Origin of the sequence: Roseburia sp. 1XD42-34 (assembly GCF_009917385.1) — a bacterium.
GTDB lineage: Bacteria > Bacillota > Bacilli > Bacillales > Amphibacillaceae > Virgibacillus.
Map to the genome: position 1 here is coordinate 26,654 of NZ_QWLJ01000043.1, position 14,871 is coordinate 41,524.

15 protein-coding genes are annotated in these 14,871 nt (G+C 37.3%); 13 read left to right on the forward strand and 2 right to left on the reverse strand.

Annotated features, from left to right (window positions below):
• Nucleotides 1-1,245: 1,245 nt before the first annotated feature.
• The 3 genes from D1839_RS17275 to D1839_RS17285 all read left to right on the forward strand — a co-directional run bounded on the left by D1839_RS17275 (nucleotide 1,246) and on the right by D1839_RS17285 (nucleotide 4,959).
• Nucleotides 1,246-3,309, forward strand: coding sequence for a peptidoglycan D,D-transpeptidase FtsI family protein (locus tag D1839_RS17275; RefSeq protein WP_120381060.1), 2,064 nt, complete (start codon nucleotides 1,246-1,248; stop codon nucleotides 3,307-3,309).
• Between the two features lie 152 nt (nucleotides 3,310-3,461).
• Complete coding sequence (locus D1839_RS17280; RefSeq protein WP_120381061.1) at nucleotides 3,462-3,986, forward strand: GrpB family protein; 525 nt, start codon at nucleotides 3,462-3,464, stop codon at nucleotides 3,984-3,986.
• 346 nt (nucleotides 3,987-4,332) lie between these two features.
• Complete coding sequence (locus D1839_RS17285) at nucleotides 4,333-4,959, forward strand: YczE/YyaS/YitT family protein (RefSeq protein ID WP_120381062.1); 627 nt, start codon at nucleotides 4,333-4,335, stop codon at nucleotides 4,957-4,959.
• Nucleotides 4,960-5,326: 367 nt separating this feature from the next.
• On the opposite strand, the gene D1839_RS17290 is transcribed toward D1839_RS17285, so the two are convergent.
• A complete protein-coding gene (locus D1839_RS17290; protein ID WP_120381063.1) occupies nucleotides 5,327-5,506 on the reverse strand; it encodes a hypothetical protein in 180 nt (59 codons plus the stop codon).
• Between the two features lie 376 nt (nucleotides 5,507-5,882).
• On the opposite strand from D1839_RS17290, the gene D1839_RS21430 reads away from it, so the two are divergent.
• Entirely contained in the window at nucleotides 5,883-6,029 is a 147-nt protein-coding gene (locus D1839_RS21430; RefSeq protein ID WP_353616264.1) for a universal stress protein, read from the forward strand.
• A gap of 53 nt (nucleotides 6,030-6,082) precedes the next feature.
• Nucleotides 6,083-6,307: a universal stress protein gene (locus tag D1839_RS21435; RefSeq protein WP_199690380.1), complete on the forward strand. Its 225-nt coding sequence runs from the start codon at nucleotides 6,083-6,085 to the stop codon at nucleotides 6,305-6,307.
• A 702-nt stretch (nucleotides 6,308-7,009) separates the two neighbouring features.
• On the opposite strand, the gene D1839_RS17300 is transcribed toward D1839_RS21435, so the two are convergent.
• Complete coding sequence (locus D1839_RS17300; protein ID WP_120381073.1) at nucleotides 7,010-8,143, reverse strand: NAD(P)/FAD-dependent oxidoreductase; 1,134 nt, start codon at nucleotides 8,141-8,143, stop codon at nucleotides 7,010-7,012.
• Nucleotides 8,144-8,604: 461 nt separating this feature from the next.
• Between D1839_RS17300 and D1839_RS17305 the strand changes: the two genes are divergently transcribed.
• From D1839_RS17305 to D1839_RS17340, 8 genes are all read left to right on the forward strand, one after another.
• Nucleotides 8,605-9,534: a manganese-dependent inorganic pyrophosphatase gene (locus tag D1839_RS17305; RefSeq protein WP_120381064.1), complete on the forward strand. Its 930-nt coding sequence runs from the start codon at nucleotides 8,605-8,607 to the stop codon at nucleotides 9,532-9,534.
• A 612-nt stretch (nucleotides 9,535-10,146) separates the two neighbouring features.
• A complete protein-coding gene (locus D1839_RS17310; RefSeq protein ID WP_120381065.1) occupies nucleotides 10,147-10,671 on the forward strand; it encodes a GNAT family N-acetyltransferase in 525 nt (174 codons plus the stop codon).
• Nucleotides 10,672-11,303: 632 nt separating this feature from the next.
• Complete coding sequence (locus tag D1839_RS17315) at nucleotides 11,304-11,780, forward strand: DinB family protein (protein ID WP_120381066.1); 477 nt, start codon at nucleotides 11,304-11,306, stop codon at nucleotides 11,778-11,780.
• Nucleotides 11,781-11,992: 212 nt separating this feature from the next.
• Nucleotides 11,993-12,145, forward strand: a complete 153-nt coding sequence (locus tag D1839_RS17320) for a small acid-soluble spore protein P (RefSeq protein WP_120381067.1) — start codon at nucleotides 11,993-11,995, stop codon at nucleotides 12,143-12,145.
• A gap of 491 nt (nucleotides 12,146-12,636) precedes the next feature.
• Nucleotides 12,637-13,035, forward strand: a complete 399-nt coding sequence (mscL, locus tag D1839_RS17325) for a large conductance mechanosensitive channel protein MscL (protein ID WP_120381068.1) — start codon at nucleotides 12,637-12,639, stop codon at nucleotides 13,033-13,035.
• A gap of 93 nt (nucleotides 13,036-13,128) precedes the next feature.
• The gene (locus tag D1839_RS20535; RefSeq protein WP_199690376.1) at nucleotides 13,129-13,407 is read left to right on the forward strand and encodes a GNAT family N-acetyltransferase; all 279 of its coding nucleotides are present in this window, start codon (nucleotides 13,129-13,131) and stop codon (nucleotides 13,405-13,407) included.
• Nucleotides 13,408-13,636: 229 nt separating this feature from the next.
• Complete coding sequence (locus D1839_RS17335; RefSeq protein WP_120381069.1) at nucleotides 13,637-14,170, forward strand: DUF4269 domain-containing protein; 534 nt, start codon at nucleotides 13,637-13,639, stop codon at nucleotides 14,168-14,170.
• Nucleotides 14,171-14,364: 194 nt separating this feature from the next.
• Complete coding sequence (locus D1839_RS17340) at nucleotides 14,365-14,751, forward strand: spore coat protein (RefSeq protein ID WP_120381070.1); 387 nt, start codon at nucleotides 14,365-14,367, stop codon at nucleotides 14,749-14,751.
• The last annotated feature ends 120 nt before the right edge of the window (nucleotides 14,752-14,871 follow it).

The following is a 14,871-nucleotide window of genomic DNA, read 5'->3' on the forward strand; positions in this document are numbered from 1 at the left end:
TACAGAAAAGCTTGTTCGGTACTGAACAAATTACCCTAAGTAATATTCATAGGTTCTGCCTATGTATAATCTTTTGTCTGCTAAAGATTGAAATTTTGGAGCGATGAGGTGCAGCAGGTCAACTATATTTATTTACGCTACACTGTCACAAAACTCCAGCCGGTAAAATTAGGACCATCTTTTATATAGAAATAAAAGTAGAAGCATCAGCTATTTATTGAGAAAAGTTTAAATGGATAAATGAATGATGATTTCGTCCTCCCCATGCTCTCACATCGATGCTTTTAGTAAGAAAAAAGAACAACTCTCTGACAGATTTAGCTCCTTTCTACTATGACATTTGAACCTCCTGCTTATACTATACAATTAAATACAAGTCTGTAGCGGTTTAAATCTTGAAATTTTTGTAACGTACTTTCGACAAATTTGTTAATAATTGTATTGTGTATTGCAATCGTTATGTTTTGAATAGCTTAGTTATTAGGAGTGAAATGAAGAAATAGCGTTATTATGTATAGGGGATGCGTTTCGAAAGTGAATTTTATCACAAATAGCTTGTGGATAGGCCCAAGGAAGGGAGGAGAGGTAACAAGCGATGGGAATTTAGGCAAAGTTATGCACATTAACAATCGTTCTTAAATGCTGTACATGTTGATGAAAGAGATTTAGTTTATCGCGTATATAAGGTGCTGTAAGAATCTCACTTCAGAGTTGAATAAGTTTGTATAGCAACAAGTTTAAGAAGGAGATAAACAGCACCGAGATGTCCTCTTTTGTAAGCTGCTTTTAGGTCATACCATACTAACAAGCCGTGGGGGATGAATGAAAAATTCCAACTGACATAAACTTCACTTTATTAGTGAATTATGAGGAAGAACTGTGTACTTTTCCTCTGAATTTCACTTTTAGAGATATAAGTAAGAAGTACAACTTGAAAATTGAATCCTTTTGGTGAGCATTCTTTTGCCGATCCAATAGTCGGTAAAACCGACTATTGTTAACAGAATTGCAGACTTTTAATCAATCATTGTACATTTCATTTTCACACCGTTCTTAGATAGAGCTTTCCTAATCGTTTAAAGCAGGAAAGAATTGGTTGCTGGTGAATTCGGAACATGGTATGATCAATTGAAAAGTAGTATGAAATGGGAAAAGTTGAGCAAGTTAAATTATTTCACTTTTTTGTATACTTGTGTGGATATTACAATTTAGCGGGGAGATTATTTTTAGAAAAAGGGGGATGACATGAGCAAGAGAAGGAAAGAAAAGAAACGGAAGGATAAGCTGCCATTTCGATTGAATTTGCTCTTTTTTGTAATGTTTATTATGTTTGCAGCTTTAATTCTCCAGCTCGGTGCAGTTCAAATTCTTAGAGGGGAGTCTTTTCAGGAAGAAATTGATAGAACGGTTAATGAGACAACGAAAGTACCAGTTCCACGTGGTAAAATATATGATAGCAATCAGCAGCTTGTTGTCGGTAACGAGCCATTATATGCGATTACCTATACCCCTGCTAAAGGAACGCAAGCTGCAGATAGATTAGAAGTAGCTGAGAAATTAGCCAAGCTGATTACGATTGAGGTAAAAGGAATTAAAGAAAGGGATAAAAAAGAGTATTATTACTTAAACAATAAAGATAAAGTAATAGAAAGGCTGTCTCAAGAAGAAAGAAAGCAGCTTGATGATGTTGAAGAATACGATCTTGCTTTAGAACGAATAACCGAAACAGAGATGAATGATATATCGGAACACGATAAATTAATTATCGTAATTAAAAAAGAACTGGATAAAGCTTATGCGCTAACGCCACAAATTATTAAAAATGAAGGTGTAACAGCTGAAGAGTATGCGAAAGTCTCAGAAAATTTAAGTGAATTACCAGGAATCAATGCGATTGCAGACTGGGAGCGTAATTATCCCTTTGGAGATACATTAAAGGGCTTAGTTGGCAGTATTACGACTCAAGAGCGAGGTCTTCCGAAAGAAAAATTGGAACATTTTTTAACAAGAGGATACAGCCGTAACGATCGTGTCGGAATTAGTGGATTAGAAGAATATTATGAGGATGCTTTACGGGGGAGAAAAGAGCAAATTGAGTATATCACAACAAAAGATGGAACTACAGTAGATTCTCGAGTAGCAGTGGAAGGGCAAGCAGGTAAAGATCTTGTTTTAACCATTGATATGGAATTCCAAAAAAAGGTCGATAAAGTGTTACAAGAAGAATTACAAAAGACGATTCAAAAACACCCTTACCAACATCAATATATGTCAGAGGCAGTCGCTGTAGTTATGAACCCCAAAACGGGAGCATTGCTTGCAGTAAGCGGTGTAACATACGATAGAAAAACAAATGAATATAAGAATTCTCCATATAAAGCATTTAATGATGCTCATTTACCAGGATCCGCTATCAAAGGAGCTACTGTTTTAGCAGGGTACGAATCAGGAGTTATTTCTCCAGGGCAAGTATTTAATGACAGAAAAATACAAATTGCTAGTGGCGCACCGAAGGGTTCCTACTCGGAACTAGGTCCCGTGGATGACTACGCTGCGTTACGCCGTTCATCTAACGTATATATGTTTTATATTGCATTGAAAATGGGAGGAGAGCATCGCTATCCGTTTCCAAATGGAGAGAGTGCGGCATTTGATGTAGCTGCATGGGATCAGATGCGAAGCTATTTTCAACAATTTGGCTTAGGAAATCGAACAGGTATTGATTACCCTTATGAATCAACTGGTGTTATTGGTGACAAACAATTTCAACCAGGTTTGTTGATGGACTATGCAATTGGTCAATATGATAACTATACGGCTCTACAGCTAGTGCAATATGTATCAACGATAGCGAATGATGGTAACCGTATACGCCCGCAATTAGTAAAAGAGATACGCAATCCATCGCAAGTAGAAGAGCGATTAGGCTCTGTATATCAAAGCAAGCGAACAGAAGTACTAAATCGAATTGATATGGATAAATCGAATATTGAACGAATTCAGGAAGGGTTTAGGCAAGTATTTAATGAGCCACGAGGAACGGCTGTACGATATTTCGGAACATCGAAATACCGTCATTATAAAGCAGCTGGCAAAACAGGAACTGCTCAAAACGCATATTATAAAGATGGAGAAAAGAAGGCCGATACAGAAAATCTTTCACTTGTGGGCTATGCACCTTACGATGATCCTGAAATGGCGTTTGCTATTATTGTACCTCATACGGGGATTGTTGATGGTAAACATCCGATAAATCAAACCATCGGTCAAGGTATTTTAGATGCTTATTTTTCCAGTAAAGAAGATTAGAGGTTGTACTTGATAGTGGTGAACTTAGCCGATATGATAGTTTTTGAAAGCTCGTGCTTATGAAGTGATGATTACGCATATGATATGTGGGATGAGGCTTCTAATAAATAGGAGTCTCATTGTCATTTACATGAAAGAGAGGAGGTATATTCTTGCGGAAAGTAATCGTTACTCCATACCAAAGTAAATGGCAGAATCTGTTTATGCAAGAAGCAAAATATATAGCAGCCATTTTTAAAACAGAACTAGTTTCGACGCATCATATTGGAAGCACGGCTGTTCCAGGCTTAGCTGCTAAACCGGTTATCGACATCATGCCGGTGGTTTCTTCGATTGAAAAAGTGGGTCAATATATAGAAGAAATGGAAAATCTGGGCTATGTTGCTTTAGGTGAGAATGGTATAGAAGGGAGAAGGTATTTCAACAAAGGTGGAAATGAACGGACACATCATGTGCACGTATTTGAAGAAGGGAACGACCATATCAAACGGCATCTCGCGTTTAGAGATTATTTAATTGCCCACCCATCCATAGCTAAGCAATACGGAGATTTAAAAACAGCTTTAGCGATCAAGTATCCGACTCAGATAGAAGCATATATTAATGGGAAAAATGAATTTGTGAAAGAAGTGGAACAAGAAGCCTTAACTTGGTATAGATTAAAAGAAGCACGATAATTTATAGGGCGATCCTATTATAAAATGACTTTCACAGGAGAGGTTTTACTTTTATGTATTAGTTAGTGATTATAGTGCGTGCTCAAAAAAGCCGGTAATAAGGACCCGAGGTCGCCTATGGTCTCAGGCGTTATTGAAAACAGAAAACACTTTTTCTACATGTAATATATTGCTGTCGTAGCCTTTCTTGTCCCGTTGCAACGCAACGCCGACAATAGTGCGTCCTAGCGTGAGTTTGAGGCGGTGAAGTTTAGTTCAAAGGCAGAGAAACCAAGCCAACGAAGAAATTTATTTTTTAGTGCATTTTCTAAACAACCTCTTAATAGAGAAAGAAGGCGTGACAATAATGTTAGCAGTACGCTGGGGATTATTTTTAATCGGTATCACTGTATTTAGTCTTGGTGTAAGTATATCTATTAATATGCAACATCTTGGTATTCACCCATGGGACGTACTGAATGTTGCTTTATTTGAAAAGTTGGGGTTATCCATCGGTTCGTGGGCAATAATTATTTCTATTTTATTAATTGGTGTATCTTGGGTTTTAGATAAGAGCTATATTAAATTGGGGACATTTTTTAATGCAGTATTAGTTGGCTTGCTGGTAGATATGTTTCTATGGATTGATTTTTTACCAGTTGCATCGAGGTCGTGGACAGATTACATGCTTATTATCGTTGGAATTGTAATTATGGGTTTGGGTGGTGGTATTTATAATGCTGCAAATGTAGGCTCAGGGCCGCGAGATGGCTTTATGCTGTCTATTTCCGATAAACTTCAAGCATCTGTAGGAAAAGTTCGTATTATTACCGAAACCTCCGTACTGTTCGTCGGTTTATTATTAGGTGGTCCGGTCTTTTTATTTACATTTGTTTTTACCTTTATTCAAAGTCCAATATTTCAATTTACATATGGGAAAATCCGCTCGAAATTACAATATTTAGAGACGAGACACCAGCATAGTGCTTCATAAACTATTTGCTCCAGCGTTTAGTTTTCTATACGGTAAGGTCGGTGGCAAATAGATACGATAACAATTTGTACTGTAAGACTCCCACTTCAAGAATTGGAGAATCCATACTGCAAATAAGTCTAAGTTGGAGATAGCTGCACCTGAATGCTCTATTTTGTAAGAGGTCTTTAGGTCATACCATTACGGCACTAACAATCAGTGGGGAAAGAAAACCCGACTGGCTGATGGGGTCCCTACCAAGTAGACCGTATTAAAAGAGAAATTTTGCAGCTTGTACCCTGAATAGATAGGGGCTCAGGTTGTTTCATTTCTTTTGGGAACATAGAAGGTTCGCCTTTATCTATATGGCATCTAAATGTGGGAATTATTAAATTGAACCTTCACTAATATGCTCTCTATTTACATAGTCAGAAGCTTGTATTTGATGAGAAGGTAAAGCGCGTTCTAAGTCATAATCAGTTATTACTTTCTGTAACCAAATCCAGCATATTATAAGTGCAAGGATAGTGAAAACAATCACCGCGAAAACAGCGAATTTTCCTTTCATAACTAATTCTCCCTTCGTGTTATCAAATGATTTATTAAAAAACAGATTAAAAATTAAAATAGTTCATTTTTATTTAGTAGAGAGCTGTAATTATGACATAGTAAAAAAGTATATATGTATGCTAACCTAACCTCTTTAATTAGTTTTGAAATATAACTTAGCGTACCAAACCCTACTTGTTCTGTAAATGTAAACGTTTCTCTTTAGGAGATTAATAATGTTTTTTAAAATTTGTTAGAAGTGTCGCCTGTTTTTTTAAGGGAATTATTTTATGGAAACATGATGGTAAATTAAAACAGAAATAAGTAAAATAAGAATAAAAAGAGTCCTAAGTCTCAGATTTTTTATCTGACTTTCAGTATATTTTTTTCGCGAGGTGATCGGTTTGTTTCAAAATATTTTATTGGCAGCAGATGGCTCTTCTCATTCTGTTCGTTCTACTGAGTACACAGTAGAGTTGGCCGAAAAGTTTTCGTCTCAGGTAGAAGTGGTATATGTTGTTGATGGTGAAACGGCAAAGTAGGACGTGTTACATACTGTCGACCATACACAAGTGAAAAAAACAGACAAGAAAGACTGCGGCCAATCACAGATGTATTACAAGCAGCGAATATAGATTACACAGTTACCGTTTTACATGGTGATCCGGGGCCTAAAATTGTTGCATATGCAAATAAGCATGATATTGATTGTGTCATTGTAGGAAGCCGCGGTAGGAACAACCTCCAAACGTTTCTGTTAGGCAGTGTCAGTCACAAGGTTGCTAAGCAAGTGGAATGCCCAGTATTAATCGTAAAATAAATCTAATGCATGGTGTGAGTTCAATCAGCAAAGAAAAGCCATATGATTTCAAATTTGAATCCATATGGCTTTTCTATAAGATTAAGAAAGTATAAAAATGGTTGCTTTGCGATACGGTCTTAACTAGCTACTCCCAGCGCAGGCGTCCAGTAACCAGGCAACTTCCACGAAGATGCCTTGCGATAAGTCGTCATTGGTGCGTGGTTAGAGGAAGGCTGAGTAAAAATGGGCTTGTCGCTCAGGCATTGGCATACACCAATTGCAGGAGCAAGGTTCCTAAAACTTTAGTTGTTTTGTTCCAGTCGCTACGTTGCTAAACGGGCGCCCACACCTCTGATGTAGCTTGTGGATACAACGAGATTCTTCGCCTATAGCCACATGCGACTTCACGAAATCCTCATACAATAGGTCATCAGCGTTTCTTTCCTTACCATCCCGATACTAGAAGGCGATCACTTCAAAAATGGGAGATATGAGCTGAACAAGTCGAAGAAGGCGATATGAGCCAAATACCTAGTTCGGCCAATTAACACTCAGCCTGGGTGGATGAAAAAAATCTCCCTCTGTGATAGTTCCATTTATCTTCGTTGATCTGCTCCATACACTATGTTGCCAAACAGGGGCTTATACCTTTGTTTTTAGCAGTTTGCTCCAGCGCCATTAGTTTATAATTTTTAGGAAGGGTATTCACGTACAGTGTTGTCAAGCATTTGTAATTGCAGTCCGTACATCGTAAGCATGTAAGTCAATATCTGGCGGCTCGCTCAAGGCTAATTTTGCTAACTGCGAACCAATAAATGGACCCATTGTTAATCCTGTCGCTCCAAGCCCGTTTGCTAACAGCAACCCTTGGAAGTCTGGAAGCGTACCAATGACTGGGAGGAATTCTGGAGTCACAGGGCGAAAACCAACACGAGCTTCTACAATCGTTGCCTCTGCTAACGGTGGCGCAAATTCCAGCGCTTTCGTGATAATTTCGTGTATTCCACCAACTGTAACACGACAATCATAGCCAACTTTATTTTCATATGTTGCACCGAGCACGACTCGATTGTTCGGAAAGGTGAGCATATATTGATTATTTGGTGGCTTCACAACTGGTATAGTGGATAAATCTTCAGCTATATTTTCTAGTTTCACATGCAAAATTTGTGCGCGTTGTGCGTCGACTTGAAAAGTAATTCCTAATGGCTTTAGTAACTCACTCATCCAAGCACCTGTTGCTGCAATAACTGTATTTGCTTTTACTTCACGACCATCATTTAAAGTGACGCCAGTAATGGTTTGTCCTGTGTTTTGTAATACAGCGGACCCTTTTATTAGTTTCGTACCGTGTTTTTGCGCAGCTTGAAGAAGTGCATCCCGAAGCTTTCTACCGTTTACACGCGCTGCACCACTAACATAAACAGAGCCATACGTGCCGTCTAATAATGGAAATCTAGTTTGTGTTTGCTTGGGAGATAATAATTCCACCACGCCAATTTCTGGAGCATCTACCTTTCGTTTTTCCGCTCGTTCCTTCATGGCGATTAATTTTTTCTCATCTTGATGCAAATGTAATGCACCAACTTGGTGATAGCCGGTGTCCGGCAAGCCATCAGCTGCGAGTGATTTTACTAAATGCGGATACATGCGAGCTCCAGCTTTTACAAGTTCATACCACGCTTTATTTCGTCGTTGTGACAACCATGGACAGACGATTCCAGCAGCAGCATCTGTTGCTTGCCCTTTATCTTTGCGATCTATCATCGTTACGTCACAGTTATTCTTCGCAAGATAATAGGCGGTTGATGCTCCAACAATGCCACTACCAACAATAATTACTTTTCTTTTCATTGGAAGATCCCTTTCGTTCAGCAGAATAATCGTTACTATCATAAAAAATTTCCTCTATGTACTTTACTATACTATGATAAAAACAAACGGATAAAAAGTAAATGCATACTAGAGCTTATTTTTAAAAGATAACAAAGTATAAAATTAGTTGCCTGGGATAAGGAAATAACTGAATGGCCACGTCCGGCGCAAAGCGCCCAGCAACAAGGTAACTTCACTCCATCCTTACGAAGTCATCATTGGTTTGTAATTAAGAGGCAAGCCGATTAACAAGGGCTTGCCATCGATGTCGACATATCTCTTTTTAGTGCCATGTTTCCTTTATCTCCGTTGCTACGTTGCAAACGTGCGCCTCGCGCATTCGTTCAGTGATTTAGTGAATTTTTTTAAATTGCTATTCAAGCGGAATGAATTTTGATAAGCTAATAGTGGTAAAAGCTTAATAGAAGGAGAAATGATCAATGGCAAAGACAATAATTTTTGGACATAAAAATCCTGACACAGATGCAATTTGTTCCGCTATCGGATATGCAGATTTAAAGCAGAAATTGGAAATAGATGCAGAACCTGTTCGACTAGGTGCAGTTAGCAAAGAAACGCAATATGCACTTGATTATTTCAAAGTAAAGGCACCTGCATTAATAGAAAAAGTAGAGCCAGGTACAGAAGTGATTCTTGTTGACCATAATGAATTTCAACAAAGTGTAGCGAATATTAAAGATGCTCATATTAAGGAGGTAATTGATCACCATCGTATTTCCAACTTTGAAACAAGTGAACCGTTATATTTCCGAGCTGAGCCTGTTGGTTGTACAGCTACCATCTTAAATAAACTGTATAAGGAAAATGGAGTAGCTGTTCCAAAGCAAATTGCTGGACTGCTATTATCAGCGATTATTTCCGATTCTTTATTACTAAAATCGCCAACGTGTACTCAGGAAGATGTAGAAACGGCTTATGAATTAGCTGAGATTGCAGGGGTCGATTTGCATACGTACGGTCTGGAAATGTTAAAAGCAGGAGCAGATTTAGGCGATAAATCTATTTCCGAATTATTAACGATGGATGCCAAGGAGTTTTCTATGGGCGGTGCGAAAATTGAGATTGCCCAAGTAAATGCCATCGACACAGAACAAATTTATGCACTGCAAACAGAAATTGAAGCAGAAATTGCCAAACTGATTAAAACAAAAGAGCTTGACCTATTTTTATTCGTTGTCACGGATATTTTAAATAATGATTCGGAAGTGCTTGCAGTTGGAAATGGAAAGTCAAAAGTGGAAGCTGCATTTAACGTTGACCTTGATCAACGCAGTCGGGCGCTATTAAAAGGCGTTGTTTCGCGTAAAAAGCAAATTGTAACAGCACTAACAGACGCATATGAAAAATAAATATATGGTAAAGACACATACCCATATTCAAATAAATTAATTGAATAAAAGGATGTTATGTTCCATATATGAACATAACATCCTTTTTTCTTGAGGTCTAGGAAATTATAAAATTTTGCAGCTATGGATAAACTTACGAAGTTATTTAGCTACGTCCGGCGCAAGCGCCCACCAACTAGGCGACTTTACGAATCGCCCTACGATAAGTCAACATTGGTTCATGCAACACCGTATCCCCATGATTCCTAAAACGTTAGTTGCTTTTCCACTCGCTATGTTGCTAACCGGGCGCTTGCACCTTTGTTCTGCAAGTTTGTTATCTTCTAGATAATGGAATATAGTTTTTATATGAAAATGATACTTATCCTACACTTATATTCAAAATAATTTTTACTAGATATAATTTTATCCCGTATGTAAGGTGTTGTAAAACCCCCAAATTTAAAATTTTGAAGTGGATACAAAAGGTATAAGTGGAAAAACAGCACCTAAATGCCCGATTTCTTTAAAAGCGTTTAGGTGTTTAAGCCATACCCTACTAGGTATTTAACGTTCAGTAGGAGATGGAAGAAAACTCCTACTAAATAATTATTAACTTTAAGGAGGCGTTACATGAACATAACAACAAAAAGACTATTTATACGTCATTTCGAATTAAGAGATTGGGAAGCAGTATATTCATATGCATCTCAAAAATCAGTTATGAAATATATGCCTGAAGGAGTATTAACAAAAGAGGAAACACAGAAAATGATTAAAAATAACTTGGGTAAATCAGCTGAGAAATTTCCAGTAGTGTTAGCTAACGAGAATACTCTCATTGGACATATGGAGTTTTTTAATTATTTTGGTGGTCACACCTATGAAATAGGTTGGGTATTTCATCCTACGTATTATAATCAAGGTTACGCTTCGGAAGCTGCACTTGCATTATTAAAATATGGATTTGAAGAACTAGGACTACATAGGATTGTAGCAACTTGCCAACCTGAAAATATTCCTTCCTTTCGTGTTATGGAAAAGATTGGCATGAGAAGAGAAGGGCATTTCAAGAAATGTATTCCTTATGGAGATGAATGGTGGGATGAATACGCTTATGCAGTACTAAATGAAGAATGGAATAACCGTTCTTTTTAGTTGTTATCATGGCAATTCAATTTTTATAGGCGATTGGATGTATAATTATTGTGTATATCTATGGTGCTGTAAAAATTTCACTTTAGGAGTTGGATAATTTGTACAGTAACAAGTATAAGGGTATGATAACAGCCCCTAAATGCTATTTCGTTTAGGGACCTTAAAGTAATAATAACAGCCAGTAGGAGTGTATGAAATATGCGACTGACTATGACTATAGGTTCACTTTATATCAATTGTTTAGTTTTCAACCTACGGATTGGCTACTGAACAAGGAACAAGAGAAAGTTGAATCTTTATAAGGATGGACTTTTTTCTTAAAAATAGTGTATAATGTTCTATAAAGAACGTACGTTTCCTTTACTGCCTATTGGATAACTTTTTATAATAATGGAATGTTCGGGCTTCATGTTGGATTCAAGGAGGTTAGAGAGCGGGAGAGACGGTGGTTATTGGAAACGATTTCCTTATAGGAAAAGCAATCAGGATAAGTAGTATGGATGAGAAGCCAAAATGGATATTAAGGTTAAGTACTATCTTACTGAATGAAAATTTGGATGGTTAATTTTGAGGCAGTAGAATCTCACTGAAAATTGTCCCGTTAATAATTTTGCAAAGGAGTGTATCATTTATTGTTGAAATTTTTCGAGTATAACTGGCAGGTAAGAGATGAGTGGTTTGAATGGTGTAGTCCATTAACATTAGAAGAGCTGTTAAAAGATCGGACAGGTGGAAAAGGCAGTATTTTGCATACTATCTTTCACATTATTGACGTAGAATATAGTTGGCTTAGGGGGATTCAAGGTAAAGAAGATGTCGTAATGCAGTTTGGGGATTATAATACTGCTGAAAAATTAAAGTCGCTTTCAGATACTTTGCGAACAGAAATAGTTGCATTTTTAAAAACGAATCTAGATGAAATTAAAGAAGAATTAATAAGCGTCCCTTGGGATGAAGATAAATATACGGTAGATGCCATATTGCATCATATCATTGCTCACGAAATTCACCATATTGGTCAACTTTCCATTTGGGCAAGAGAAATGGAGCTAAATCCTGTAAGTGTTAACTTTATCGGTAGAAAATTCGGAATTTTTCATTCCGGTTAAAAGCAGTACCATTTTATTTCCTCTTATCTAAGAGGACTTATAACGGCAATGGAACGAAAAAAGTATCGTAATTGTATTTTGGCAGCTTGTTAGCTATTAATTTTGGATTCAAGATGGAACGATGCGTGAATCATGTATAAATTACTTGAAATTGCTGTATAAACGGAACCATTGCTACAAAAGCTAATGGTATATTAACTAGGAGGGATTTCATGGGAGGTAAACCAAAGGGGCCGAAACAGCAACCGCATCCAGACTTACCTGAAAGTCCAAAGCAACCATATAAAGAACCATTAGATGGCTCTAAAAAGGTAAAACAGGCAAATCACACAAGGCAAAAACACAATCCTCATCACGGATTATAAAACAGGTATCCCAGTCTGGGTACCTGTTTTTTTGAAGAGATAAGAAAGTATAAATTTAGCGGTTTGTGTATAACTACATAATCGAATAAGCCACGTCGGGCGCATGTGCCAAGCAACTAGGAAACTTCACTCCATTGCTTTACGATAATTCATTATTGGTTTGTATTATCACTATGATTCCTAAAACTTTAGATAATTCGTTCCATTCGCTACGTTGCTAACGGGACGCCCTGCGACTTTGTTCGAAGAAGATTGTTTCCAATACAGCGCTTTTTATATTTGGCACATCTATTTATCGGTATTTAGTCACGTTATTAAACAAGTACTTTTAATTTTAACTCGCTTTCCGTCACAGTTTTTGCCGCGCTAGCATCTTCTTAGATTATCCATGCTTGTCAAGGATGGTTACAGTGCTTTATGCTGTTTATAAACTATTGTTTAATTAAGGCTATGATTAAACGGAGAAAAAGCGAAGGGAAAGATGATCGACTATGTGGAAAGATTTCAAGGAATTTGCATTTAAGGGGAATGTCGTTGATTTAGCTGTAGCCGTGGTAATTGGTGCAGCATTTAGCGCAATTGTAACATCATTAGTAGAAAATATTATCACACCACTTATTGGAATTATTATGAATGGCATTGATTTTAGCAACTTAACGATTACTTATAAAAGTGCAACCATAAATTATGGGTTATTTATTCAATCGATAGTAGATTTCTTTATTGTGGCAGGTTCTATTTTCTTATTCATCCGTTTGTTAATGAAGTTTAAACGTCAAAAGCAAGAAGAGCCTATAGAAGAAACACCAGAAGTTAACGCCCAAGAAGAATTGTTAAAGGAAATTAGAGATTTATTGAAAGCGCAAGCGAACGACAATAAATTTTTATAGGAGAGTATCGTTTGGAAATTAGACCATACCATTCTAGCTATGAAAAGGGTTGGTTACAATGTCGAGTGTTAGCTTTTTTAGAAACAGCTTATTATGACAATGTTTTTACGGGAAAAAGAAACATATGACCACCAAGCAATTGAATTAGTAGCTATCGAACAAGATAAGATAGTCGGATTAATCGATGTGGAATATGAATTGGAAAAGAATACCGTTTGCACTGGTGAGCATGGACTTGGAGGAATGATTTGTCATCTTGCTGTCCACCGTGATTACCAACGGCTTGGCATTGGCCAGCAATTATTACATCATGCTGAGAAAATGGCATTGGAAAAGAATAAATTATTTAGAAGCATGGACAAGAGACGATGAATGGGTATGAAACTGGTACTGGTATAAGAAAAACGGCTTTCATCCTGTCTATTCCTATTTACATGTTTTTCTTGAAAGAAAAAGTGAAATGCGTTATTTGAAAAGTGAAGTCCAAAATTTTTACCCAGTTCAAGCATGGGCACATTATACAGGGAAAGATGAACAGGCTATTCAACAAGCATTCAAACGTGTATATACATGTACAGGTTTGAGGAAGGGGTTGTGAATCATGCTGGAAACATACAGACTGCTTCAAGCTGGGGATGAAAAGCAAATGCAAGCATATGAAGCAATCATGGGTTTAAATGTACTACATGACTTGAAACTGTATAAGCCGGTTTTATGTGGAACGTTCCCCTTAGGAATTCATGTGGCGGGATCAGATTTAGACATTATTTTGCAAGCTAGTGATTTAGAACGTTTGGAACATGATTTGAGACGATTATATTCTCATCAGGAATCGTTTGCACTCAAACGAAAAATCATCCGAGGTCGAAAAGTGGTTAAAGTAAAATTTTATTATCAGTCATTTGCTTTTGAACTTTTTGCTCAAGATCAGCCTGTTTATGAGCAATATGCCTATTTACACATGGTTATTGAAGATGGTGTATTAAAAAAGTTTCCCGAATGGAAAGGGGAAGTAATTCGGTTAAAGCAATTAGGAATGAACACGGAGGAAGCTTTTTGCAAATTACTGGGTCTTTCTGGTGATCCCTTTGAACAATTAATTTTATATGGAAAACGAAAAAACATCATCTCATGAGCAAGGGAGCCTCTGTTGCTTTTTTTGTTAAGCTGTTTTCATAGGCTGGTATTTGGAAGTGATTTTTATTAGAGCTAAACACAAATAGTCGTTTTCAACAGCCTATTTTAGCTTTTTAGGTGATTGCCTTATACAAATGGGAGATATTTGCCATAGGTTATTAGTGAACCTATTACAGGAAAGGAGAATTTTTCATGAGACATCATCATGGGAATTGCTGTCCCCCACAGCAGGTTGTTCATCCAACCAAATATAATTGCGTAAAACAATGCAGTGAAGATGTTGTAGAGCATATTCATCCCTCACATACGACTGTACAAAATCATCATACAACGATTAATAAACATGTATTTCCACATTCTACTTCTGTACAAAATACAAATAGCAGTGTAGACGTATACGGCGGATCTTTTAATGTACCATCTCAAGTAGGTGGAGCGATGGCACCGGGATACGGTCAGGTAGCAGGTGCAATGGCACCGGGTTATGGAAGCGGTCCAGTAGCAGGAGCGATGGCACCAGGAATGGGGTATGGATGTCATAAGCCGAAACATTGGCAACATCCACATAAATGGTGTTAACTTAAAAGAAAAGCTGGCATAGTTTATGCCAGCTTTTCGAGTTGTCTAGGAAATTACACTAGCGTTGCATAAAAAGTAATGCTTCAAGTCAAGCGCTAATTATCCATTTGAGGCATAGAT